At 62.6% G+C, this 23639-nt stretch carries 20 protein-coding genes and 1 pseudogene; 9 read left to right on the plus strand and 12 right to left on the minus strand.

What is annotated here, in order from left to right; all coding sequences use genetic code 11:
* The first annotated feature begins 171 nt into the window (after positions 1–171).
* The gene (rph, locus tag ACYP2A_RS15260) at positions 172–894 is read left to right on the plus strand and encodes a ribonuclease PH (protein WP_459746194.1); all 723 of its coding nucleotides are present in this window, start codon (positions 172–174) and stop codon (positions 892–894) included.
* Positions 895–1055: 161 nt separating this feature from the next.
* On the opposite strand, the gene ACYP2A_RS15265 is transcribed toward rph, so the two are convergent.
* The gene (locus ACYP2A_RS15265) at positions 1056–1835 is read right to left on the minus strand and encodes an exodeoxyribonuclease III (protein ID WP_459746196.1); all 780 of its coding nucleotides are present in this window, start codon (positions 1833–1835) and stop codon (positions 1056–1058) included.
* Between the two features lie 81 nt (positions 1836–1916).
* Here ACYP2A_RS15265 and pyrE point away from each other — a divergent pair, with 81 nt between their 5' ends.
* Positions 1917–2558: an orotate phosphoribosyltransferase gene (pyrE, locus tag ACYP2A_RS15270; RefSeq protein ID WP_459746198.1), complete on the plus strand. Its 642-nt coding sequence runs from the start codon at positions 1917–1919 to the stop codon at positions 2556–2558.
* Positions 2559–2566: 8 nt separating this feature from the next.
* A complete protein-coding gene (locus ACYP2A_RS15275) occupies positions 2567–3208 on the plus strand; it encodes a DUF4124 domain-containing protein (protein ID WP_459746201.1) in 642 nt (213 codons plus the stop codon).
* Positions 3209–3217: 9 nt separating this feature from the next.
* On the opposite strand, the gene ACYP2A_RS15280 is transcribed toward ACYP2A_RS15275, so the two are convergent.
* Together ACYP2A_RS15280 and ACYP2A_RS15285 are read right to left on the minus strand one after the other, a co-directional pair.
* Complete coding sequence (locus tag ACYP2A_RS15280) at positions 3218–4078, minus strand: methyl-accepting chemotaxis protein (protein ID WP_459746264.1); 861 nt, start codon at positions 4076–4078, stop codon at positions 3218–3220.
* A pseudogene (locus ACYP2A_RS15285) lies at positions 4073–5194 on the minus strand (Cache 3/Cache 2 fusion domain-containing protein); the annotation flags it as partial. The pseudogene ACYP2A_RS15285 and the gene ACYP2A_RS15280, both read right to left, overlap by 6 nt.
* A 234-nt stretch (positions 5195–5428) precedes the next feature.
* Between ACYP2A_RS15285 and ACYP2A_RS15290 the strand changes: the two are divergent.
* The gene (locus ACYP2A_RS15290; RefSeq protein WP_459746202.1) at positions 5429–6811 is read left to right on the plus strand and encodes a NorM family multidrug efflux MATE transporter; all 1383 of its coding nucleotides are present in this window, start codon (positions 5429–5431) and stop codon (positions 6809–6811) included.
* An 11-nt stretch (positions 6812–6822) separates the two neighbouring features.
* Here the strand turns inward: ACYP2A_RS15290 and ACYP2A_RS15295 are convergent, their stop codons facing one another.
* Complete coding sequence (locus tag ACYP2A_RS15295) at positions 6823–8481, minus strand: putative bifunctional diguanylate cyclase/phosphodiesterase (protein WP_459746204.1); 1659 nt, start codon at positions 8479–8481, stop codon at positions 6823–6825.
* Positions 8482–8701: 220 nt separating this feature from the next.
* On the opposite strand from ACYP2A_RS15295, the gene rep reads away from it, so the two are divergent.
* Positions 8702–10711, plus strand: a complete 2010-nt coding sequence (gene rep, locus ACYP2A_RS15300; RefSeq protein ID WP_459746205.1) for a DNA helicase Rep — start codon at positions 8702–8704, stop codon at positions 10709–10711.
* Between the two features lie 110 nt (positions 10712–10821).
* On the opposite strand, the gene ACYP2A_RS15305 is transcribed toward rep, so the two are convergent.
* The 5 genes from ACYP2A_RS15305 to dadA all read right to left on the minus strand — a co-directional run bounded on the left by ACYP2A_RS15305 (position 10822) and on the right by dadA (position 16385).
* Positions 10822–12750, minus strand: a complete 1929-nt coding sequence (locus ACYP2A_RS15305) for an acetyl-CoA hydrolase/transferase C-terminal domain-containing protein (protein ID WP_459746206.1) — start codon at positions 12748–12750, stop codon at positions 10822–10824.
* 90 nt (positions 12751–12840) lie between these two features.
* The gene (locus tag ACYP2A_RS15310; protein WP_459746208.1) at positions 12841–13257 is read right to left on the minus strand and encodes a c-type cytochrome; all 417 of its coding nucleotides are present in this window, start codon (positions 13255–13257) and stop codon (positions 12841–12843) included.
* A gap of 88 nt (positions 13258–13345) precedes the next feature.
* Complete coding sequence (locus ACYP2A_RS15315) at positions 13346–13894, minus strand: cupin domain-containing protein (RefSeq protein ID WP_459746210.1); 549 nt, start codon at positions 13892–13894, stop codon at positions 13346–13348.
* 88 nt (positions 13895–13982) lie between these two features.
* Positions 13983–15056, minus strand: a complete 1074-nt coding sequence (alr, locus tag ACYP2A_RS15320) for an alanine racemase (protein WP_459746212.1) — start codon at positions 15054–15056, stop codon at positions 13983–13985.
* A 27-nt stretch (positions 15057–15083) separates the two neighbouring features.
* Positions 15084–16385 (minus strand): D-amino acid dehydrogenase, encoded by a 1302-nt coding sequence (gene dadA, locus ACYP2A_RS15325; RefSeq protein ID WP_459746213.1) that lies wholly within the window; start codon positions 16383–16385, stop codon positions 15084–15086.
* A gap of 156 nt (positions 16386–16541) precedes the next feature.
* Here dadA and ACYP2A_RS15330 point away from each other — a divergent pair, with 156 nt between their 5' ends.
* A complete protein-coding gene (locus ACYP2A_RS15330; protein WP_459746215.1) occupies positions 16542–17030 on the plus strand; it encodes an Lrp/AsnC ligand binding domain-containing protein in 489 nt (162 codons plus the stop codon).
* A 78-nt stretch (positions 17031–17108) separates the two neighbouring features.
* On the opposite strand, the gene ACYP2A_RS15335 is transcribed toward ACYP2A_RS15330, so the two are convergent.
* The gene (locus ACYP2A_RS15335; RefSeq protein ID WP_459746217.1) at positions 17109–17462 is read right to left on the minus strand and encodes a YkgJ family cysteine cluster protein; all 354 of its coding nucleotides are present in this window, start codon (positions 17460–17462) and stop codon (positions 17109–17111) included.
* A 105-nt stretch (positions 17463–17567) separates the two neighbouring features.
* Here ACYP2A_RS15335 and ACYP2A_RS15340 point away from each other — a divergent pair, with 105 nt between their 5' ends.
* On the plus strand, positions 17568–18851 hold the full coding sequence (locus ACYP2A_RS15340; RefSeq protein WP_459746218.1) for an NAD(P)/FAD-dependent oxidoreductase: 1284 nt from the start codon (positions 17568–17570) through the stop codon (positions 18849–18851).
* Between the two features lie 8 nt (positions 18852–18859).
* Here ACYP2A_RS15340 and ACYP2A_RS15345 read toward each other — a convergent pair whose 3' ends face one another.
* The gene (locus ACYP2A_RS15345; RefSeq protein ID WP_459746220.1) at positions 18860–19123 is read right to left on the minus strand and encodes a DUF1127 domain-containing protein; all 264 of its coding nucleotides are present in this window, start codon (positions 19121–19123) and stop codon (positions 18860–18862) included.
* 174 nt (positions 19124–19297) lie between these two features.
* Between ACYP2A_RS15345 and ACYP2A_RS15350 the strand changes: the two genes are divergently transcribed.
* The gene (locus ACYP2A_RS15350; protein WP_459746222.1) at positions 19298–20719 is read left to right on the plus strand and encodes an aminotransferase-like domain-containing protein; all 1422 of its coding nucleotides are present in this window, start codon (positions 19298–19300) and stop codon (positions 20717–20719) included.
* A gap of 54 nt (positions 20720–20773) precedes the next feature.
* Positions 20774–22357: a phospholipase D family protein gene (locus ACYP2A_RS15355; RefSeq protein ID WP_459746224.1), complete on the plus strand. Its 1584-nt coding sequence runs from the start codon at positions 20774–20776 to the stop codon at positions 22355–22357.
* A gap of 134 nt (positions 22358–22491) precedes the next feature.
* On the opposite strand, the gene ACYP2A_RS15360 is transcribed toward ACYP2A_RS15355, so the two are convergent.
* Complete coding sequence (locus tag ACYP2A_RS15360) at positions 22492–23637, minus strand: MFS transporter (protein WP_459746226.1); 1146 nt, start codon at positions 23635–23637, stop codon at positions 22492–22494.
* Positions 23638–23639: the final 2 nt, after the last annotated feature.

Consider the following 23639-nt stretch of genomic DNA (forward strand, 5'->3'; position numbering starts at 1 on the left):
ACGGCCGGCCCCCAAACCGCCGATGCGTCAGGCCATGTCCGGTCTCTGCAAGGCCTGCTGCAGAGGCCTCGCGTCGCTTCGAACGGCCAGTCGGGCTTTTAGGTGTGCCCTGTGTCGGCTATGGGCTTTATACTGCTCGGCAGTTTTCCGTCCCTGTACAGGTATTGCCAGATGAAACGTCCAAGTGGTCGCGCTGCCGATCAGCTGCGCCCGATCCGTATCACCCGCAACTACACCAAACATGCCGAAGGCTCTGTGCTGGTCGAGTTCGGTGACACCAAGGTCATCTGCACGGTCAGCGTCGAAAACGGCGTGCCGCGCTTTCTCAAAGGCCAGGGCCAGGGCTGGTTGACCGCCGAGTACGGCATGCTGCCGCGGGCGACCGGCGAGCGTAACCAGCGTGAAGCCAGCCGTGGCAAGCAGGGCGGTCGCACCCTGGAAATCCAGCGCCTGATCGGCCGCTCGCTGCGCGCTGCGCTGGACATGTCCAGGCTGGGCGATATCACCCTGTACGTCGACTGCGACGTGATCCAGGCCGATGGCGGTACCCGTACCGCGTCGATCACCGGCTCCATGGTCGCGCTGATCGATGCGCTGAAACTGATCAAGAAGCGTGGCGGCCTGAAGGCAGGCGACCCGCTCAAGCAGATGGTCGGTGCCGTTTCGGTGGGTATCTACAAGGGCGAGCCGGTGCTCGACCTCGATTACCTGGAAGACTCCTCGGCCGAGACCGACCTGAACGTGGTGATGACCAGCGCCGGCGGCTTCATCGAGGTGCAGGGCACCGCCGAAGGTGCGCCGTTCCAGCCTGAAGAGCTCAATGCAATGCTCGCTTTGGCGCGCAAGGGCATGGACGAGATCTTCGAGCTGCAACGTGCGGCACTGGCTGACTGATTTGCAGGACTCCGTAGGACCGACCGGGCGGCGCTCCGCTTTAGCCGGGAACCGCTGCGCCACCGTTCGCGGCTAAAGCCGCTCCTACGGATCACAAAACAGCGCCCAATAAAAAGCCGACGTCATGTCGGCTTTTTGTCGAGTGGCCACCGACCCCGAGGTCAGATCGTCAGTGTCCAGTCGTAATCCACGATCAGCGGCGCGTGCTGCGAGAAGCGCGGCTGGCGCGGCAGGCGAGCTGTGCGCACGAAGCGCCGCAGGCCCGGTGTCAGGATCTGGTAGTCGAAGCGCCAGCCCAGGTTGAGCATCTCGGCCTGTTCGCTGTCCGGCCACCAGCTGTACTGGTCGCCTTCGCGATTGACTTCGCGCAGGGCATCGACATAACCCATGTTGCCGACAATCTCGTCCATCCAGGCGCGTTCCGGCGCCAGAAAGCCCGGTGATTGCTGGCTGTCGCGCCAGTTCTTGATGTCCAGCTTCTGTTGCGCGACATACAGCGAACCGCAATAGATATATTCGCGACGCTTGCGGCGCTGCTTGTCCAGGTACTTGCCGAAGTCGTCCATGAGCTTGAACTTCTGGTTCAAGTCTTCATCGCCGTTCATGCCCGAAGGCAACAACAGGCTGGCAATACTGACTTTATCGAAATCGGCCTGCAGGTAACGCCCATAGCGGTCGGCTGTTTCAAAGCCCAGGCCGCTGATGACCGCCTTTGGTTGCAAGCGAGAGTAAAGCGCCACACCGCCCTGTGCGGGTACTTCGGCTTCGCATGCGTAAAGGAAGTAGCCATCCAGCTGATAGGCTGGATCATCCAGTTCAAAGGTGGAGGCGCGGGTGTCCTGTAGACAGATGACGTCGGCATTCTGGGCTTGCAGCCAGCTGAGCAAACCACGCTCGACTGCAGCCTGAATGCCATTTACGTTCACACTGATGATCCGCATAAATGGCCCCAAAAATCACGTGCGTGTATGATACCCGAGGTCAAGTCAATTAGCTAAATCCGTGCTTTCGGGGCTTTTTTCATGCAAGCGTATCAACGCGATTTCATTCGTTTTGCCATCGATCGCGGCGTATTGCGCTTCGGTGAGTTCACTCTCAAGTCCGGGCGTACCAGCCCATACTTCTTCAATGCCGGCCTGTTCAACAGCGGTTCGGCCCTGGCGCGCCTGGGGCGTTACTACGCGGCCGCGGTGGTCGACAGCGGTTTGTCGTTCGATGTGCTGTTTGGTCCTGCCTATAAGGGCATTCCGCTGGCCGCCGCTACGGCGGTCGCGCTGGCCGAGCATCATGACCTCGATCTGCCGTGGTGTTTCAACCGCAAGGAAGCCAAGGATCACGGCGAAGGCGGCAGCCTGGTTGGCGCGCCGCTGACCGGCAATGTGCTGATCATCGACGATGTGATCACCGCCGGCACCGCCATTCGCGAAGTCATGCAGATCATCAAGGCCCAGGAGGCTACGGCGGCCGGCGTGTTGATCGCACTCAACCGTCAGGAGCGCGGCAACGGCGAGCTGTCGGCGATCCAGGAAGTGGAGCGCGATTTCGGCATTCCGGTGGTCAGCATCGTATCGCTCAATCAGGTGCTCGAGTTCCTGGCCGACGACCCGCAGCTCAAGCAATACCTGCCGGCCGTCGAGGACTACCGGGCACAGTTCGGGATTTAAGGAGGCCTATGGCGGTTGCGGCAGGTCACCTGAACACCTGGCGGGCACGGCACCGCAGCCTGAGCGCTGCGGGCCTGTTGCTATGGTTCGGTTTACTTGCCCAGGCGCCTGCGCTGGCGGCCGATCAGCCTGAAATCCTGTTATACCGCTACATCGACAACCGTGGCGTGACCGTCATGGACCGCCAGGGCGTCCCGGCCGAATACATCGGCAAGGGCTATCAGGTGCTCAATTCCCGTGGCCGGGTGGTGCAAACCGTGCCGCCTGCGCCCACCGCGCAAGAACTTCGTCAGGCCGAAGCGCTCAAGGCCCAGGCCAGTGCCGATGCGCAGTTGTTGCAGCAATACCGCAGCCTGGACGAGGTGGAGCGCGCCCGCGTGCGCAGGCTCGCCGAACTCGATGCGCTGATCGGCGTGGCCCAGGGCAATATCCAGGGTTTGTCGGCGCAGCAGGCCAGCCTGCAAAGCCAGGCTGCCGATCAGGAACGCGCCGGCAAACCGGTACCGCAATCGTTGCTCGATCAGCTCAAGGACCTGCGCGACCAGCAGTTGGGCCTTCAGGCCACGATCGCACGCCACCAACAGGCCCGCCAGGAAGCCGAAGCGGGCTTTGCCCAGGATCGGCTGCGGGTGCAAAAGCTCTTGCAGTAGCCCTGCCTGTCAGCGAAACCGGTCAACCTCCGCCAGCAATTCCGCCGCCAGGGCATTCAGTTCGCGCGCCGTCACTGCCAGATTGGCGACCACTTCGCGTTGTTCGCTGTTGGTCATGGCAATGCTTTGCAGGTTGCCGCTCAATGCCGTGGCCGTGCTGCTCTGTTCTTGAGCGGCGGTGGTGATCACCGTGAACTGCTGGCCGGCCGAGCGGCTTTGCTCGTCGATCTGGGCCAGGGCCTGGGCGACCTTGGCGTTGAGCGACAGGCCTTCCTGCATCAAGGTATTACCCTGCTGCATGGTGGTGATGGCGTTGCCGGTCTCCTGCTGGATGCTGGCAATCATCGTCGAAATTTCGTCGGTGGCCTGGCGGGTGCGCGAGGCCAGGCTGCGCACTTCGTCGGCGACCACGGCAAAGCCGCGGCCCTGTTCGCCGGCGCGGGCGGCTTCGATGGCGGCGTTGAGCGCCAGCAGGTTGGTCTGCTCGGCAATCGAGGTGATCACGCCGACAATGCTGCCGATTTCCTGCGAACGCTGGCCCAGAGTGTCGACCACGGTGGCAGTGCTGTTCAGCGAGGCGGCGATCTGTTGCAGCGAGCTGGAGGCCTCTTCCATCGACGAGCGGCCGATACGCGTCTGGCGTGCATTCTCCTGTGCCAGGCGTTCGGTGTCCTGCATGTTGTCGGCGATGTTCATCGAGGTGGCGCTGAATTCTTCTACGGCACCGGCCATGCTGGTGATCTCGCCGGACTGCTGCTCCATGCCCGCGTGCGCACCGCTCGACAGCCCCGACAGCGCATGGGCACGGTCGCTGACCTGGCGAGAGGCCGTGCGGATGTGCTCGACCATGTTCGACAGGGCCTCACTCATGGCGTTGAAGCTGCCGGCCAGCTGGCCGATCTCGTCGTGGCTGGTCACTGGCAGGCGTACGCTGAGATTGCCCGCACCCAAGGCCTCGGCCTGTTGCACCAGTTCCGACAAGGGCCGCAGTTTGCTGCGCAGCAGCCAGATCGCGCCGCCCACCGCAATCAGCATGGCCAGCAGGCTGCCGATTGCCAGCTGGGTGCCGACGCTCCAGGTCACCGAGCTGATTTCTTCCTGCGGCATGCTCGCCACCACCGTCCACGGCCCACCCGCGAATGGCATGCCGACGCTGTAGAAGTTCTCGTCACTGTCCTTCCAGAACTGGCCCTTGCCTGACTGTGCAACGGCAGCGGCCACGGCGGTGGCGGCCTGAGCGGCGTCCTTGACGCCTGCCGGGGCGACCAGCCATTTGTTCTGATCGTCGAGCAGCGCCAGCGAGCCGGTCTTGCCGATGCGGAAGTTCTTCAGGTTTTCAAACTGGGCGTTCTGCGCATCGGTGTAGTCGAAACCGACGAACAACGCGGCAATGATCTGACCGCTGGCGTCGCGCACCGGGCTGTACTGGGTCATGTAGTTACGCTCGAACAACAGCGCCTTGCCGACATAAGCCTGGCCCGCCATCAACTTCGCGTAAGCCTGGCCCTTGCGGTCGAGCACGGTGCCGATGGCCCGCGAACCGTCCTGTTTGGTCAGCGAGGTACTTACGCGGATAAAGTCATCGCCGCTGCGCACGAAGACCGTCGCGACGCCTGCCGTCAGGTTGCGAAATTCATCCACCTCGCTGAACTCGTTGTTCAGCGCCTGGCCCTCCAGAAACAAACCGGGGGTCGGCGTGCCGGCCACCGTGAAGCTGGTGCCGGTCTGCACGCTCAGGCCTGTGGCAAAGCGCTTCTCGAACAGGTTGGCCAGCCGCTGGGTGCTGTCGCGCAGCGTGGTATGAAAGGTGTTGAGCTGGTCGGCGAGCAGGCGTGCTTCGCTGGCCATGTGTTCTTCGCGGATGACCAGATTGGCAGCATCGAGCGAACGCAGGGCAAAAAGGGTACTGCTACCTATCACGACCGCAAGAATGACGGCCAGGGCAATACCAAGCTGAGAGGCAATCCGGGCACGGGGCTTGGACATGACGACTCCAGGCTGGGTGGTTCGATATCCCGCCAGGGGGCTCGCCAGCCAGCAACGTTATAGTGAATAAGTTCGAAGCGCAGCAAGGCACGATTCTATCCAGTGGAGTCGGCATGAGCGGCGCATACTTGAGCGTGATACATGGATATTGATGCCACTTGTTTAACGCTTTGTATCCAGCCATCCAAATGGCCAGAATAGGCGGCTGAATCCCCCCACTTCGAGCCTCACACCATGCAGCCTGCCGCCCTCAAGGAACTCTGGATCATCCTGCGCCTGGCAGGGCCGCTGATCGCCTCGCAAATGGCGCACATGCTGATGGTGTTCACCGACACGGTGATGATGGGCCGCCTGGGCCCCGAGTCGCTGGCGGGCGGCGGGCTGGGGGCGGCGACCTACAGTTTTGTCTCGTTTTTCTGCATCGGTGTAATGGCCGCCGTCGGCACGCTGGTGTCGATTCGCAAGGGCGCGGGCGATACCGAAGGCGCAACGCGCCTCACCCAGGCCGGGCTGTGGCTGGCCTGGGGCATGGCGATTCTGGCCGCCGCGCTGCTATGGAGTCTTGAGCCGGTGCTGCTGCACCTGGGCCAAAACCCGAACAACGTGCACATGGCGATGCAGTTTCTCACTACCCTGCCGCTGGCCCTGCCCGGCTTGCTGACCTTCATGGCGCTGCGCGGCTTCACCAGCGCACTGGGGCGGGCCGGGCCTTTGATGGTCATCAGCCTGGTCGGTGCGCTGGCCAACTTCATCCTTAATGACGCATTGATCGAAGGCTGGCTGGGCCTGCCAGCGCTCGGCCTGTACGGCATCGGCCTGGTCACTGCGGTGGTCACCAACTGTATGGCGCTGGCGCTGGCACTGCATATCCGTCGCCACCCGGCGTACGCGGCCTACCCGATTCGCCAGGGCCTGATGCAGTTGTCGCGCAGCCATCTGGGCGAGCTGTGGCGGCTGGGGCTGCCGATTGGCGGCACCTATGCCGTAGAAGTCGGGCTGTTCACCTTTGCCGCGTTTTGCATGGGCGCGCTGGGCACCGCGCAAATGGCCGCGCACCAGATCTCGCTGCAAACGGTGTCGATGGCCTTCATGATTCCGGTGGGTATTTCTTATGCCGTGACCATGCGCATCGGCCAGCATTACGGTGCCGGCGATCTGCACAGGGTACGGCTGGCGGGCCGGCTGGGGATCGGTTTCGGTGGCGCGCTGATGCTGCTGTTTGCCCTGCTGTTCTGGCTGGCACCGCGGCAGATCATCAATCTGTTTCTGGACATCGACGATCCTGCGCTCAACGACATCGTGGTGCTGGCGGTCAAGCTGCTGGCCATCGCCGCCTGGTTCGAGCTGTTCGACGGTGTGCAAACCATCGCCATGGGCGCGATTCGTGGCCTCAAGGACGCCAAGATCACCTTTCTGATCGGTCTGGCCTGTTACTGGCTGGTGGCCGCACCGGCGGCCTGGCTGCTGGCGTTCCAGACGCCGGCCGGGGCGCAGGGGGTATGGTGGGGGCTGGCGTTGGGGCTGTTGTGCGCGGCAGTAACGCTGACCTGGGCTTTCGAGCGGCGCGTGGCGCGTTTGCTGCGCAAGGCCGACAAGCCTGTCGCGCTGCAGGCTTGACCGACCAGGCTCTAGGCCTGTATCTGCGCGCTGCCCTGCTTGAGGTAGTCGATCAGGTCGTTGAACGGCAGAGGCCGGCGAATCAGATAACCCTGGGCCTGATCGCAGCCGTATTCGCGCAGCAAGGCCAGCTGGCCTTCGGTTTCGATGCCTTCGGCGACCACTTCAAGGTTCAGGTTGTGGGCCAGGTTGATCATCGCGTGGACCAGTTGGCGGTTCTCTTCGCGCTGTTCCATTTCGCCGACAAAGCTTTTGTCGATCTTGAGCAATGCAATCGGCAGGCTATTGAGGTGTACGAACGACGAGAAACCGGTGCCGAAGTCGTCCAGCGAGAAACGCACGCCCAAGGCGCGCAAGGCGTCCATGGTCTTGCTCACCAGGTCGCTGCGGCGCATGACGGCGGTTTCGGTCAGTTCGAATTCCAGCCAGTGGGCATCCACGCCCTGCTCGTTGATCAGCCGGCTGAGGGTGGTCAGCAACTGGTTGTCCTGAAACTGGCGGAACGACAGGTTGATCGCCATGTGCAGCGGCGCAATGCCCTGTTCGCGCAAGGCGCGCATGTCGCGTAGTGCACGGAATATCACCCAGTAGCCCAGCGGTACGATCAGGCCGCTTTGCTCGGCCAGCGGCACGAATTCGCTGGGGGGGAGCAGACCGCGTTCGGGGTGGCGCCAGCGCACCAGTGCTTCGAGCCCGACGATGGTGCCGCTGCTCATGCACAGTCGCGGCTGGTAATGCAGCTCCAGCTCATCGCGGCGCAGCGCCCGGCGCAGTTCGCTTTCAAGGTCAGCCAGGCTGCGCGCGTTGCGGTTGATGCGTGCGTCGAACAGGTGCCAGGTACAGCCCTGGATACTCTTGGCCTGGCGCATGGCGATATGCGCATGCCACATCAACGGATCGGCCCCGGCCTGCGCCTGGGCATGCGCAACACCCAGGCTGCAGCCGAGCAACAGGCTTTCGCCGTCGATCCAGTAGGCTTCGGACAACGCCTCGATGATGCGCTCGGCCACCTCGGTGGCACGTTGTGGCGCATCGCGGGTATCGATCAGCAGGGCAAATTCGTCGCTGCCCAGACGGGCGATCTGGTCGTTGACGTCGAGCTGGCGCTTGAGGCGCGCGACCACTTGTAGAATCAACCGGTCGCCGGCCTGATGGCCCAGGGCATCGTTGGCCCGGCGAAAGTTGTCCAGGTCCAGGTGCCCCAGCGCCAGGCCAACGCCATCGTGTTCGGCCAGCCGCGCCGCCAGCAGGGTCTGAAAACCCTGGCGATTGGCAATGCCGGTCAACGGGTCTTGCTCGGCCAGGCGGTGCAGGGTGTGCTCCAGGTGCCCGCGCTCGCGCACATGGCGCAGGCAGCGGCGCAGGATGTCGGGGGTCAGGCTGCCCTGTACCAGCCAGTCGCTGACACCGGCCGGACCGATGCCGGGCTCGGCTTGCAGCAGCGTCACGATCGGCAAACGGCAACTGCCGGCCGGCGGTTGCAGGTCTGGTGTCACGAACAGCACCGTGTTGCGCTCGCCGGCAAACTGCCTGCCGTCACGATCCCAGTCGTTGATGCAGTGCAGCGTGATATCTGCAGGCAGCGTGGCCATGCAGCTCTCCAGGTGCGCCAGCCAGGCAGGCTCAGAGGCCAGCAGCAATAACCGCGAGGGTTCGACAGGCGTTGGCAAGCTGACTCCCTAAATCCAGAGGAAAAATGCAAGGGGGCCGATACCCCAAAACGAGGTATCGAAAAAGATGTAAATGAGTACGGTGTGCAAATGTAACAAAACCAAGAAATTTAGATAGCGGTTACTGAGAAAGGGGCCATCAGACCCACTCAAAGGTCACTGCACGTTGCCGCGAGCCTGTTAAAATGCCCGCCTCATTCCGCACACGACGCCTCTCTTCATGTCCCGACTCAATCCCCGGCAGCAGGAAGCCGTGAACTACGTCGGCGGCCCGCTCCTGGTGCTCGCCGGTGCAGGCTCCGGCAAGACCAGCGTGATCACCCGCAAGATCGCCCACCTGATCCAGAATTGCGGCATCCGCGCCCAGCACATCGTGGCCATGACCTTTACCAACAAGGCTGCGCGCGAGATGAAAGAGCGCGTCGGCACTCTGTTACGCGGGGCCGAAGGGCGCGGCCTGACGGTCTCGACCTTTCACAACCTGGGCCTGAACATCATCCGCAAGGAGCACGCGCGGCTGGGCTACAAGCCGGGTTTTTCGATCTTCGACGAGGGCGATATCAAGTCCTTGCTGACCGACATCATGCAAAAGGAATACTCGGGCGACGACGGCGTCGACGAGATCAAGGGCTTCATCGGTTCCTGGAAAAACGACCTGATTCTGCCCGAGGAGGCCTTGGCCAATGCGCGCGGCCCCAAAGAGCAGACCGCTGCCATCGTCTACACCCATTATCAGCGCACCCTCAAGGCCTACAACGCGCTGGACTTCGACGACCTGATCCTGCTGCCGGTCAAGCTGTTCCTGGAACACGCTGACATTCTGGAAAAATGGCAGAACCGCGTACGTTACCTGCTGGTCGACGAATACCAGGACACCAACGCCAGCCAGTATTTGCTGGTCAAGCTGCTGATCGGCAGCCGCAACCAGTTCACCGTGGTTGGCGACGACGACCAGTCGATCTACGCCTGGCGCGGTGCGCGGCCGGAAAACCTGATGCTGCTCAAGGACGACTATCCCTCGCTCAAGGTCGTCATGCTGGAGCAGAACTACCGCTCTACCAGCCGCATTCTGCGCTGTGCCAACGTGTTGATCGCCAATAACCCGCACGATTTCGAAAAGCAGCTGTGGTCGGAAATGGGTCACGGCGATGAGATCCGCGTCATCCGCTGCCGCAACGAAGAGGCCGAAGCCGAGCGGGTGGCGATGGAAATTCTCACCCTGCACCTGCGCACAGACCGGCCGTACAGCGATTTTGCGATTCTGTATCGCGGCAACTACCAGGCCAAGCTGATCGAGCTGAAGCTGCAACACCACCAGGTTCCCTATCGGCTATCGGGCGGCACCAGCTTTTTCAGCCGCCAGGAAGTGAAGGACCTGATGTCCTATTTCCGCCTGCTGGTGAACCCGGACGACGACAACGCCTTCTTGCGGGTGATCAACGTGCCGCGTCGCGAGATTGGCTCGACGACCCTCGAAAAGCTCGGCAACTACGCCTCCGAACGCAAAGTCTCGATGTACGCCGCCAGTGAAGAACTGGGCCTGGGCGAACACCTCGACAGCCGTTACACCGAGCGCCTGCAACGCTTCAAACGCTGGATGGATGGCGTGCGCCAGCAGTGCGCGCAAAATGACCCGATTGCCGCCTTGCGCAGCATGGTCATGGACATCGACTACGAGAACTGGATCCGCACCAACAGCTCCAGCGACAAGGCCGCCGACTACCGCATGAGTAACGTCTGGTTCCTCATCGAGGCGTTGAAAAACACCCTCGAAAAAGACGAAGAAGGCGGCATGACTATCGAGGAGGCGATCGGCAAGCTGGTCTTGCGCGACATGCTCGAACGTCAGCAGGAAGAGGAAGACGGCGCCGAAGGCGTGCAGATGATGACCCTGCATGCCTCCAAGGGCCTGGAATTTCCGTACGTGTTCATCATGGGCATGGAAGAAGAAATCCTGCCGCACCGTTCCAGCATCGAAGCCGACACCATCGAGGAAGAACGCCGCCTGGCCTACGTCGGCATCACCCGCGCGCGCCAGACCCTGGCCTTCACCTTTGCCGCCAAGCGCAAACAGTACGGCGAGATCATCGACTGCGCGCCCAGCCGCTTTCTGGATGAGCTGCCGTCCGACGACCTGACCTGGGAAGGCAACGAAGATGCCCCGGTCGAGGTCAAGGCGGCACGCGGTAATAACGCCCTGGCGGATATCAGGGCGATGTTGAAGCGCTAACCGGCCGGGCGGCGATCCGCTCGTAGGAGCGGCTTTAGCTTGGTTCGGCACCCCGACGAAGGGCATCACCACACAGTTATGTTGTGCACTGTTCCCGGCTAAAGCCGGTCCTACGGAGTTATGGAGGTGGCGTGCAACCCGGCCAGCAACAGCCGCTGATACAGCTCTTCACGCAGCCCGGCGGGCTTGTCCAGGCCCATGCGTTCAAGGTGCGCCGGATACGCCTCGGGGGCCGGGGCATCCATCGTCGCCTTGCCCAGTTCAAGCATCTCGGTGAGTTTGAGCTTGCTCTTGATCCAGTTCAGCGCCCGCAGCAGGTCGCGCTCTTCGCTGCTGAAATCGGAACCCAGCGGGTATTCGCTGAACAGCTCCGGATAACCTGCCACCAGTGCTTTGAGCCGGTCGGGGAAGTTGTCGGTAAAGCGCGGGTCCAGTTGAAAGTCGTCGGGCAGTTTGCCGGCTTTTTGCGCCTGTTCGATCAGGCCCGGCTGGAAGCGTGAGTCGGTGATATTGAGCAGACGCTCGATCACCGTCGCGTCGGTCTGGCCACGCAGGTCGGCGATGCCGTATTCGGTCACCACGATGTCGCGCAAATGCCGCGGGATGGTGGTGTGCTCGTAGGTCCAGACGATATTGGAGCTGATCTCGCCGCCTGACTCGCGCCAGCTGCGCAGAATCAGAATGGACCGGGCATCTTCCAGCGCATGCGCCTGGGCCACGAAGTTGTACTGCCCGCCGACCCCGCTGAGCACACGCCCGTCGGCCAATTGGTCGGACACCGCCGCACCCAGCAGCGTTACGGTGAAGGCGCTGTTGATAAAGCGCGCATCGCGGCGCTGTAAACGCTTGAGCTGTTCATCCCCATACAGTTCGTTGATGAAACTGATGGCACTCATGTTGAATTGCGCCAGCCGTTCGCTCGGCAGTTCGCGCAAGCGCTGGTAAAAACTGCGCGGCCCCAGGAAAAAACCGCCATGCACCACCACGCCACCGGCCTGCTGGCTTTCATCCAGTGCGCCCTGATTGGCCAGTTGTTGCAGCGTTGCATCGGCATACACCTTACGCCGCACAATGCCGGCATCGGCCAGCGCCAACAGGCCGTTGACGAACATCTCGCTGCACCCGTACAGGCCGCTGCCGAAAGGCTCGGTGCCGCCTTCGCGGTCGATCAGCGTCTGCCAGTTGCTCATGTTCAGCTCGCCCAGCAGGCCGAGGTAATTAGCGTTGTCGGCCTGACGGGCCAACAGGGCGGCGGTCAGCGCATCACCCATCGAACCGATGCCGATCTGCAAGGTGCCGCCATCGCGTACCAGGGTGCTGGCGTGCAGGCCGATCAGATGATCCTGCAGACCGACCGGCATATTCGGGGTGGAAAACAGCGTGGCGTGCTCGGGCTCGTCGATCAGCAGGTCGAAGGCCACCTCATCGAGCTCGGAGTCGCCCGGCATATAGGGCAAGTCGGCATGCACCTGACCGAGGATCAGAACGGTCTCGCCGGCGGTGCGGCGTCTGGCGATCATCGGCAGCAGGTCAAGGGTCACGTCGGGGTTGCAACTCAGGCTCAGGCGCCCCGGAAACTGCGGGTCGCGGGCCACCAGTTGCGCGACCAGGTTCAGGCCCTTGGCATTGATGTCGCGGGCGGCATGGCTGTAGTTGCTGCTGACGTAATCGTGCTGGGCCGGCACGCTGTCGAGCAGGCTGCCGGGCTGCATGAAGAACTGCTCGACACGGATATTGGCCGGCAAACGGTCACGGCGCAGGTCGCGCAGGTACTCAAGTTCTTGATAGTCGTCGTACACGCGCTCCAGAAACGGCTCCAGAAAACGTGCCTGCAAGCCTTCGCCCGGTGTCGGGCGGCCCAGGCTCAGGGCGGTATAGATCGTCAACCGGCGTTCGGGCAAGTCACGAATACGCGCATACAGCGCGTTGACGAAGCGGTTGGGCTTGCCTAGCCCGAGCGGCATGCCCAGATGAATATGCTCAGGTAACTGCGCCAGCACCTGCTCGACGGCGCGCTCGATGGAACAGGACTGCGGCATCCGGGCTCTCCTGAAATGTCCTGGGATGCAGGTTGGACTGTTTTCAGAAGGTAATTGCTGCATGGCCTTGTTGCACGATGCGTCGCGCGCCTACAACCCAGACATCTTCTGAATCGCGGCCTTGAGCTCATCGTCGGTGCAATCGCCACAGGTGCCTTTGGGCGGCATGGTGTTGATGCCGGTAATGGCCTTGGCCAGCAGGCCGTCGAGGCCGCCGTCCTTGTCGGCTCGGGTTTTCCAGGCGGCGTTGTCGCCTATTTTCGGCGCGTCCATCAGCCCGATGCTGTGACAGGCGATGCAATGCTTGTCGATGATCGCTTGCGCCCCGCGTGCTGCGCCGCCGGCGGCCGTGGCCACGGTCACACCGGCGCAGTCCTGGCCCTGGATGCAGACCTTGCCGACCGGCTCAAGACGCTGGGCGATTTCTTCACTGGAAGCGGCCATCAGGCCTACGGGCGTCAGCAGCACGGCCGCCGCCATGGCCAGGCACAGTTTGATTGGATTCACGGGTTCACCCTCATCGAGGTGCGGCTCTTACCTTGCCATGGATCGGCAGACGGGCCAGCCCCCGGTGGTCGGTGGCTGGCGCAGCCCGTCAGAAATTGGCAGGCGTGGCGGCGCTGATCAGTCGCGCCGGCAGATCGAACGGGTTACGGAAACGGTGCGGACGGGTGCTTTCGAAGTAATAGCTGTCACCGGCCTCGAGCAGATAGGTGTCGGGACCGACGATCAGTTCCAGCCGGCCTTCGATCAGGATGCCGGTTTCTTCACCTTCGTGAACCAGCATTTCTTCACCGGTATCGGCGCCCGGCGGGTAGGTTTCGGTCAGAAAGGCAATCGCCCGGCCGGGGTGCGACTTGCCCACCAGCTTCATGGTCATCGCGCCGTCAGAGATATCCAGCAGTTCGTTGGCTTTGTACACCACCTGGGTGGTGTTCTCAGGCTCCAGTTCTTCGGAAAAGAACTCGACCATGGACATGGGAATGCCGCCCAGCACCTTGCGCAATGAGCTGATCGACGGGCTGACGCTATTTTTCTCGATCATGGAGATGGTGCTGTTGGTCACGCCGGCCCGCTTGGCGAGTTCGCGCTGGGACAGCCCCTTGAGCTTACGGATGTATTGCAGTCGCTCACCGACGTCCAATGCGGCAGTCCTCCAGGTAAAGTCGAGACGCAGGCATGATGGCAACAGCGTTCGATATTTACAACAGACGGACGGACCGCACGCGGCGTCAGTTCTCGCTGTACAGGCGCGGTACGCGCTTGAGGTTGCAGAACAACTGGTACGGGATAGTCCCGGCCTGGGCGGCCACTTCGCTGGCGGCCACGTTCGGCCCCCAGAACTCGACCCGGCTGCCGAGCCCGGCCTGAGGCAGGTCGGTCAAATCGATACAAAGCATGTCCATCGACACCCGGCCGATCAAACGCCCCGGCTGGCCGTCGATGCTCACCGGCGTGCCGGTAGGGGCATGGCGCGGATAACCGTCGGCATAACCCATCGCCACCACGCCCACACGGCTGGGCCGCTCGGTGATGAAGGCGGCGCCGTAGCCCACCGGCTCGCCGGGCGGCAGCTCGCGTACGCTGATGACTTTCGATTCCAGGGTCATCACCGCTTGCAACTGATCGGCCAGCGGGTGCGGCCGGTCGAACGGCGTGGCGCCATAGAGCATGATGCCCGGCCGTACCCAGTCGCTGGTGATCTGCGGCCAGCCCAGCAGGGCCGGCGAGTTGTTCAGGCTGGTCGGCGCTTGCAGCCCCTGACGCGCGGCATTGAATACCGCCAGTTGTTCTTCACTGCGTGGGCAATCCAGCTCGTCGGCGCGGGCAAAGTGGGTCATCAGCACGATGTCGGCGACCTTGCCGCTGCTCTGCAGCCGCTGGTAGGCCGCCTGGTAATCAGCGGGAAAAATCCCGACCCGGTGCATGCCGCTGTCGAGTTTGAGCCAGACATTCAGCGGCTTGCCCACCGCCGTGCGTTCGATGGCCTCCAGCTGCCACAGTGAATGCACCACGAACCACAGGTCGTGTTCGGCGATCAGGTCCAGTTCCTGGGCTTCGAAAAAACCTTCGAGCAGCAGGATCGGACCGCGAATACCGGCAGCGCGCAGCTCCAGCGCCTCTTCGATGCAGGCCACGGCGAAACCGTCGGCTTCGGCTTGCAGCGCCTGCGCCACGCGCACCGCGCCATGGCCATAGGCATCGGCCTTGATCACCGCAAGCGCCCTGGCGCCGGCGTGCTGGCGAGCCAGCCGGTAATTGTGGCGCAGGGCTTGAAGGTCAATCAGGGCACGGGCTGGACGCATGGTCGGTTATCTTTTTCTATGCAGCAGTTATTGATGAGCGGGTGCCGTATTGACAGGTCGTACGGCCTCTCGGGTGTTGCCATAACGGGATATATCCAGGCCTGCGGCGCTGATCTGCGGGGTCTTGCGCGCAATCAGGTCGGCCAGCAAGCGGCCCGAACCGCAGGCCATGGTCCAGCCCAGCGTGCCATGGCCGGTATTGAGAAACAGGTTGTTGTACGCGGTGGCACCGACGATCGGCGTTCCGTCCGGTGTGGTTGGGCGCAAACCGGTCCAGAAACTGGCCTGGCTCAGGTCGCCGCCGTGAGGATAAAGATCGTTGACGATCATCTCCAGCGTTTCACGCCGGCGCGGGTTGAGCGACAGGTCGAAACCTGCGATTTCGGCCATGCCACCGACGCGGATGCGGTTGTCGAAGCGGGTAATGGCGACTTTGTAGGTCTCGTCGAGAATCGTCGAGGTCGGTGCCATGTCGCCACGGGTGATCGGCACGGTCAGCGAATAGCCCTTGAGCGGATACACCGGCGCCTTGATGCCCAGCGGCTTGAGCAATTGCGGCGAGTAGCTGCCCAGCGCCAGCACATAGCGGTCGGCGGTTTCCAGCGTGCCGTCGATCCACACGCCATTGATGCGGTCGCCGGCAAATTCCAGACGCTCGATGTTCTGCCCATAGCGAAATTCGACGCCCAGATCGACCGCCATTTGCGCCAGGCGCGTGGTGAACAACTGGCAGTCGCCGGTCTGGTCGTTGGGCAGGCGCAGCGCGCCGCTGAGGTTGCCGACCACACCGGCCAGCGCAGGCTCGACACGGGCAATGCCAGCACGGTCGAGCAGTTCATAAGGCACCCCGGACTGCTTGAGCACGGCGATGTCCTTGGCGGCGTTGTCAAGTTGCTCCTGAGTGCGGAACAGCTGGGTAGTGCCCAGTTGCCGCGCCTCATAGGCAATGCCGGTTTCGGCGCGCAGTTCGTCGAGGCAGTCGCGGCTGTACTCGGACAGGCGCACCATGCGCTCTTTGTTCACCGCGTAGCGGCTGGCGGTGCAGTTGCGCAGCATCTGCGCCATCCACAGGTACTGATCGAGGCTGGTGGTGGCCTTGATCGCCAGCGGTGCATGGCGTTGCAACAGCCATTTCATCGCCTTGAGCGGCACGCCCGGCGCCGCCCATGGCGAGGCATAGCCCGGCGAAACCTGGCCGGCGTTGGCGAAGCTGGTCTCCATGGCGACGGCGGGCTGACGGTCGACCACGGTCACCTGAAAGCCTTCACGAGCCAGATAGTAGGCCGTCGTCGTACCGATGACACCACTGCCGAGAACCAGAACGCGCATATCGAGTACCTCATCGCGGATATCCGCTGACGTTGTGCAGAATGAGTAAGGAATGTGCGCAGTATAAAAAGGTTAAGGCAGTGCTTTTCACTATATAAAAAGCTATATTCGAGGCGTTTTCTCGGTAAACAGCGCTTTGGCAGAGGGAGATTACCCATGCGTACCCAGCACCAGTCCCGGCGTGAACTGGACAAGATCGATCGCAACATATTGCGCATCCTGCAAAGTGACGGGCGCATCTCGTTCACCGAGCTGGGCGAGCGCGTCGGCTTGTCGACCACGCCCTGCACCGAGCGGGTCCGGCGCCTGGAGCGCGAAGGCATCATCATGGGCTACAACGCCCGGCTCAACCCGCAGAACCTCAAGGCCAGCCTGCTGGTGTTCGTCGAGATCAGCCTGGACTACAAGTCCGGCGACACCTTCGACGAATTCCGCCGCGCGATCCTCAAACTGCCGCACGTGCTGGAGTGCCATCTGGTGTCCGGCGACTTCGACTATCTGGTCAAGGCGCGCATTTCAGAGATGGCCTCGTACCGCAAACTGCTAGGCGACATCCTGCTCAAACTGCCGCACGTGCGCGAGTCCAAGAGTTATATCGTGATGGAAGAAGTGAAAGAGAGTTTGAGCCTGCCTATCGCAGACTAGCGTAGGACCGACTTTAGTCGGGAATGGTGGCGCTGCGGTTCCCGGCGAAAGCGGTGCGCCGCCCGGCCGGTCCTACGGCTATACGAGAACCTGACGGGTGCTGCCCATATAGTCGTGAATCTGCTTTTCCACCCTCGGATGGATCATCTGCTCCGGGCGGCGGCCGTTGGGGCATGGCAGGGTCGGCGTGGTGCCGAACAGCCGGCAGATCAGCGGCCGCTCTTCATACACCGTGCAGCCATTGGGGCCCAGGTGCACACAGTTCAGTTCTTCAAGCGCAGCCTCTTGCTCGGCGCGGCTTTTACGCGGCAGGCGCGACATTTCTTCGGGTGATGTGGTGACCGGCCCACAACAGTCATGACAACCGGGTACACATTCGAACGAAGGAATCTGGCGCCGCAGAGTGCGGATTTTTTCTCGATTGCAGCTCATTGATCTATTTACCTGACACAACGCGGCGATTGTGCCGCAGTTGGCAGGCCCGCGACAGCGGCTTATCCTCGCCCGCTGTTTTGCGAATCACCAAGGACATCCTCCATGAACGCCCACGCCGCCTCTTATTACGCCGCCAGCCGCCATCCGCAGCCGGATCATCCGCCCCTGCAAGGCGAGCTGAAAGTCGACGTGTGCGTGGTCGGCGGCGGCTTTTCCGGGCTGAACACCGCCATCGAGCTGGCCGAACGCGGCCTGAGCGTGGCTTTGCTGGAAGCACGGCGCATCGGCTGGGGCGCCAGCGGGCGAAATGGCGGGCAACTGATTCGCGGTGTCGGCCATGGCCTTGAGCAGTTCGAATCGGTGATCGGCCGTGACGGTGTGCACCAGCTCAAGCTGATGGGTTTCGAAGCGGTTGAAATTGTCCGCCAGCGCATCGAGCGTCACGGCATCGATTGCGATCTGAAATGGGGCTATTGCGACCTGGCCAACAAACCCAAGGATTTGCAGGGCTTTGCCGAAGACCTCGAAGAGCTGCGCAGCCTGGGATATCGCCATGAACTGCAATTGCTGCAGCCAGAGCAGATGCATGAAGTCGTGGGCTCGGACCGCTATGTCGGCGGCCTGATCGACATGGGCTCGGGGCATCTGCACCCGTTGAATCTCGCCATTGGTGAAGCGGCTGTGGCCCGCACACTGGGCGTGCAGGTGTTCGAACAATCACCGGTCACCCGCATCGAGTACGGCCCGCAGGTCAAGGTGCACACCGCTCAGGGCAGCGTGCAGGCGAGTTTTCTGGTGTTGGGCTGCAATGCCTACCTCAACGACCTGAACCCGGAGCTGGGCGGCAAGGTGCTGCCGGCAGGCAGTTACATCATCGCCACCGAACCGCTGAGTGCCGAACAGGCCAGCCAGTTGCTGCCCCGCGACATGGCGGTGTGTGACCAGCGCGTGGCCCTGGATTACTACCGGTTGTCAGCCGACCGCCGCTTGCTGTTCGGCGGTGCCTGCCATTATTCGGGCCGCGACCCGCAGGACATCGCCGCCTACATGCAGCCCAAGATGCTCAAGGTGTTCCCGCAACTGGCCGGCGTGCGCATCGATTATCAATGGGGTGGCATGATCGGCATCGGCGCCAACCGCCTGCCACAGATCGGCCGGCTGCATAAACAGCCCAACGTGTTCTATGCCCAGGCCTATTCCGGGCATGGCCTCAATGCCACGCACCTGGCCGGCAAGCTGCTGGCCGAAGCCATCGCTGGCCAGCACAGCGCAGGTTTCGAGCTGTTCGCCAAGGTGCCGCACATGACCTTCCCCGGTGGCAAGCACCTGCGCTCACCGCTGCTGGCGCTGGGCATGCTCTGGCATCGATTGAAAGAACTGGCCTGAACCGCAGTTCATTCACGCCAGAACGGCTTGCCTGCTTCCAGTCGTGCCTGGGAATAATCCAGGCCGATGTCGCGCAGTTCGTCGTCGGTCAATTGCAGCAAGGCCCGGCGCGATGTCCAGCGATGGCGATACAGCGCCCAGCGCCCTGAAACGGGCTGCGGCTGCGCACACGCGGCCGGCGGATGGTTTGCACGCTTCTCGCTGGCGACCGGTTGGCGCGTATCCCGTTCGCAGCCTTGCAGCACCGATTGCACATCACTGAACCCGTTCATGTTCGCTTCCTCCCTTTAGGATTGCGTGAGGAAGATGATGGCGAAATCTGGTTCGACGATACAGATCCAAAAACTTCTTATATTTTCCGTACAGATGGCTTGTGGATTGCTCTGAATGCTTTATTTTTGCGTTATCTGTATTGCAATGCGCGCGCAAGCCGCCGGGAGTATGCCGTGACCCTGTATGTCAATCTGGCCGAGCTGTTGGGCTCGCGCATCGAAAACGGCTTCTACCGGCCCGGCGACCGGCTGCCGTCGGTACGGGCCTTGAGCCTGGAGCACGGCGTCAGCCTGAGCACCGTGCAGCAGGCTTATCGGGTGCTGGAGGATAACGGCCTGGCAACGCCACGGCCCAAGTCCGGTTACTTCGTGCCGGCCAGCCGCAAGACGCCGGCATTGCCGGGCGTGGGGCGTCCCGTCCAGCGGCCTGTGGATATTTCCCAGTGGGAGCAGGTGCTCGACCTGATCCGCTGCTCGCCAGCCAAAGGCATTATCCAGTTGGGTCGCGGCATGCCCGATGTCAGCAGCCCGACCCTGCGCCCGCTGCTGCGTTCGTTGAGTCAGCTCAGCCGCCATCAGGACATGCCCGGCCTGTATTACGGTAATGTTCACGGTGTCGACGCCCTGCGCGAACAGGTGGCGCGCCTGCTGCTCGACTCGGGCTGCAACCTGACAGCCAGCGAGGTGATCATCACGGCGGGCTGCCACGAAGCGATATCGGCCAGCATCCGTGCCCTGTGTTCGCCGGGCGATGTGGTCGCGGTCGACTCACCGAGTTTTTTCGGTGCCATGCAAACCCTCAAGGGCCTGGGCATGAAAGCCCTGGAAATCCCCACCGACCCGTTGACCGGCATCAGCCTGGAAGCACTGGAGCTGGCGCTGGAACAGTGGCCGATCAAGGCCATACAGCTGACGCCCAACTGCAATAACCCGTTGGGCTATGTGATGCCAGAAGAGCGCAAGCGCGCGTTATTGCGCCTGGCACAACGTTTCGACGTGCCGATCGTCGAAGACGATGTGTATGGCGACCTGGCCTACAGTTACCCGCGCCCGCGCACTATCAAGTCGTTCGACGAAGACGGCCGCGTATTGCTGTGCAGTTCGTTTTCCAAGACCCTGGCGCCGGGCTTGCGCATCGGCTGGGTCGCGCCGGGGCGGTATCTGGAGCAGGTGCTGCACATGAAATACATCAGCACCGGCTCCACCGCGCCGCAACCGCAACTGGCCATCGCCGAATTTTTGCAGGACGGCCACTACGAGCCGCACTTGCGGCGCATGCGCAGCCAGTACCAGCGCTGCCGCGACCAGATGATCGACTGGGTCATGCGCTACTTTCCTGAAGGCACCCGCGCCAGCCGCCCGCAAGGCAGCTTCATGCTGTGGGTCGAGCTGGACGAGAGCTTCGACACCCTGCGCCTGAACCGCGCGTTGCTGGAGCACAACGTTCAGATCGCCGTGGGCAGTATCTTTTCTGCCTCAGGCAAGTACCGCAATTGCTTGCGCATGAATTTTTCCGCTCGCCCGACACCCGAGATCGAAGCGGCCGTGCGCACGGTGGGCGAGACGATCAAGCGGTTGATGGCACAGCAAGCGTAACTTTTACCCGTTCATGGCGGTCATATCGCCAAATCGAGTACGCAGGTACAGCTCTTGAACAGACGATGGCTCTTGCCCTTATGCCTGTGCGCCACCCTTGGGCTGGGCGGTTGTGCGCAGCGCAGCGTGCACAGCGAACCCAGCCAGGCCCTGCCGGCGGCGCAGTCGAGCTTCGGGCTTTCGATCCAGACGTTGGCGCAGCCCCATGAAGGCCGTTCCGGCTTTCGCTTGCTGTCCAACAGCGGCGAGGCTTTCAGCGCGCGGGCAGAATTGATCCGCATGGCGCAGACCAGCCTCGATTTGCAGTACTACATCGTCCATGACGGCCTGAGCACGCGCACGCTGGTCGACGAATTGCTCAAGGCCGCCGACCGTGGCGTACGCGTGCGCATTCTGCTCGACGACACCACCACCGACGGCCAGGACCAGACCATCGCCACCCTGGCGGCGCACCCGCAGATCCAGATCCGGGTGTTCAACCCACAGGCGCTGGGCCGCGAAACCGGAGTGACGCGCAGTGTCGGGCGCTTGCTCAACCTGTCGCGCCAGCACCGGCGCATGCACAACAAGCTGTGGCTGGCCGACAACAGCGTCGGCATCGTCGGCGGGCGTAATCTGGGCGACGAATACTTCGATGCCGAACCCACGCTGAATTTCACCGATATCGACCTGCTCAGCGCGGGACCGGTCGCCGAACAGCTCGGGCACAGTTTCGACCAGTACTGGAACAGTCGCCTGAGCAAACCCATCGATGATTTCATGTATTTCCTGCCCAGCCACCACGACCTGAGCAAGGCCCGGCGCAAGCTCGCCACATCGCTGCAACAGGCGCACCAGCAGCACAAACAGCTGTATGAGCGGCTGATGACCTACAAGACCCAGCCTGCGCTAGCGACCTGGCTCAAGCAACTGACCTGGGCGCACAGCCAGGTGCTGTGGGACGCGCCGACCAAGGTGCTGTCGCAAGGCGACCCGGACCCGCACCTGCTGCTGACCACCCAGCTGGCCCCGGAGCTGATCCACGTCAAACAGGAATTGATGCTGATTTCGGCCTATTTCGTGCCCGGCCAGCAAGGCCAGGACTACCTGACCGGGCGTGCCGATGCCGGTGTAGCCGTCAGCCTGTTGACCAATTCGCTGGAAGCCACCGATGTGCCCGCTGTGCATGGCGGCTACGCGCCCTATCGCCAGGCCCTGCTGGAACACGGCGTGAAGCTGTTCGAGATGCGCCGCCAGCCCGGCGATCCGTCGTCGATGGGGCGACGCAGCTCCGATCTGTTCGCCAAGCCCTCGCTGATCAGCAGTGGCTCGGACTCCAGCCTGCACAGCAAGGCGATGATCTTCGACCGCCAGAAAATGTTCGTCGGCTCGTTCAACTTCGACCCGCGCTCGGTGCTGTGGAACACCGAAATCGGCATTCTGGTCGACAGCAAACCTCTGGCCGAACAACTGCGCGAGCTGACTCTGGAAGGCATGTCGCCAGAGCGCAGTTATCAAGTGCGCCTGGAAAATGGCCAGATCGTCTGGGTCACCGAAGACAACGGCCAGATGCATACCCTGCACAAGGAACCGGGCGACTGGTGGCGCCGGTTCAATGCCTGGATGAGCAAGGCCATCGGCCTGGAGCGAATGCTTTAAGCAATGACCGGTACGCACCGGGCCGCGTAGGAGCTGCTTTAGCTGCGAAGGGTCTCAGCACTGTATCGCGCCTTTCCCGACTAAAGTCGGTCCTACGTACGGAGTAATGCCGACGGATCGCAGCCCGACCTGTTCTACGCGGCCACCGTTTTGTCACCAAACGCGCCCTGGCGCAGCAACAGCAACACCAGGCCAAATGCGCCGGCCGCCATCAGCCACGGCAAGGTGTGCCCGCTGACCCACTGACTGCCCGCCCCGGCCATCAACGGCCCGAGCAGGCAGCCGATGCCCCACAGCTGTGCAACGTGAGCATTGGCGCGCACCAGTGCATCGTCGCGAAAGCGTTCGCCGATCAGGATCAGCGACAGGGTGAACAGGCCGCCGGCACTGGCACCAAACAGCACCCACAGCGGCCAGATCAGCACGGTGTGGATAAACACCGGCACCAGCAGGCTGGTGATCAGCAGCAGCACCGCACAGCCGGTAAACAGCGTACGCCGCGACATGCGGTCGGCCAGCAGGCCAATCGGCAATTGCAGCAGCGCATCGCCGACCACCACGGTGCTGACCATCAGCAACGCGATGTCGGCGCTAAACCCCTGGCGCAGGCAGTACACCGGCAACAGGGTCAGAATCATCGCCTCGAACGCTGCAAACAGCGACACCGCCCAGGCAATCGCCGGAATGTTTCGGCAAAAGGCGAACAGATCGACAAAGCTCACATGACAGGCCTCGGTGCTCGGCGCACCGCTACGGCCCAGCAACAGCAGCGGCGAGCAGAGCAGCAGGCCCACACCGATCCAGAACCCATAATCGGCCTCGGTGCCGATCCAGCCGAGCAGCAGCGGCCCGCTGAGCTGGCTCAAGGCGTAGGTGCTGCCATACAGTGCCACCAGCCGCCCGCGCAGACGCTCGATCACCAACTGGTTGATCCAGCTTTCGCCCAGCACAAAGACAATGGTCAGGATCAACCCGAGCATCAGGCGCAGCACCAGCCACACCGGGTAATACGGCAACAGCGCCAGCAGGCCGACCGACAGCGCGCCGCACCACAGGCACAGGCGCATCAGGTTCGGTGTGCCGAAATACGCCGCCAGCCGGCTGGCCAGTCCCGCACCGACCAGCACACCAATCGCCGGCATGGCCGCCATGACGCCGATGGCAAAGCTGCCATAGCCCCAGTTTTCCAGGCGCAGCGACACCAGCGGCATGCTTACGCCAATCGCCAGGCCGACGCTCAGCACCGAGGCCAGCACGGCGAAATAGGTACCCCAACGCATTT

The organism is Pseudomonas sp. 3A(2025), from assembly GCF_054589175.1.

Coding starts and splice junctions, on each gene's coding strand:
- rph (WP_459746194.1), top strand. CDS start 172: ATGAAACGTCCAAGTGGTCGCGCTGCCGATCAGCTGCGCCCGATCCGT.
- ACYP2A_RS15265 (WP_459746196.1), bottom strand. CDS start 1,835: ATGCGGATCATCAGTGTGAACGTAAATGGCATTCAGGCTGCAGTCGAG.
- pyrE (WP_459746198.1), top strand. CDS start 1,917: ATGCAAGCGTATCAACGCGATTTCATTCGTTTTGCCATCGATCGCGGC.
- ACYP2A_RS15275 (WP_459746201.1), top strand. CDS start 2,567: ATGGCGGTTGCGGCAGGTCACCTGAACACCTGGCGGGCACGGCACCGC.
- ACYP2A_RS15280 (WP_459746264.1), bottom strand. CDS start 4,078: ATGAGTGAGGCCCTGTCGAACATGGTCGAGCACATCCGCACGGCCTCT.
- ACYP2A_RS15290 (WP_459746202.1), top strand. CDS start 5,429: ATGCAGCCTGCCGCCCTCAAGGAACTCTGGATCATCCTGCGCCTGGCA.
- rep (WP_459746205.1), top strand. CDS start 8,702: ATGTCCCGACTCAATCCCCGGCAGCAGGAAGCCGTGAACTACGTCGGC.
- ACYP2A_RS15305 (WP_459746206.1), bottom strand. CDS start 12,750: ATGCCGCAGTCCTGTTCCATCGAGCGCGCCGTCGAGCAGGTGCTGGCG.
- alr (WP_459746212.1), bottom strand. CDS start 15,056: ATGCGTCCAGCCCGTGCCCTGATTGACCTTCAAGCCCTGCGCCACAAT.
- dadA (WP_459746213.1), bottom strand. CDS start 16,385: ATGCGCGTTCTGGTTCTCGGCAGTGGTGTCATCGGTACGACGACGGCC.
- ACYP2A_RS15330 (WP_459746215.1), top strand. CDS start 16,542: ATGCGTACCCAGCACCAGTCCCGGCGTGAACTGGACAAGATCGATCGC.
- ACYP2A_RS15335 (WP_459746217.1), bottom strand. CDS start 17,462: ATGAGCTGCAATCGAGAAAAAATCCGCACTCTGCGGCGCCAGATTCCT.
- ACYP2A_RS15340 (WP_459746218.1), top strand. CDS start 17,568: ATGAACGCCCACGCCGCCTCTTATTACGCCGCCAGCCGCCATCCGCAG.
- ACYP2A_RS15345 (WP_459746220.1), bottom strand. CDS start 19,123: ATGAACGGGTTCAGTGATGTGCAATCGGTGCTGCAAGGCTGCGAACGG.
- ACYP2A_RS15360 (WP_459746226.1), bottom strand. CDS start 23,637: ATGCGTTGGGGTACCTATTTCGCCGTGCTGGCCTCGGTGCTGAGCGTC.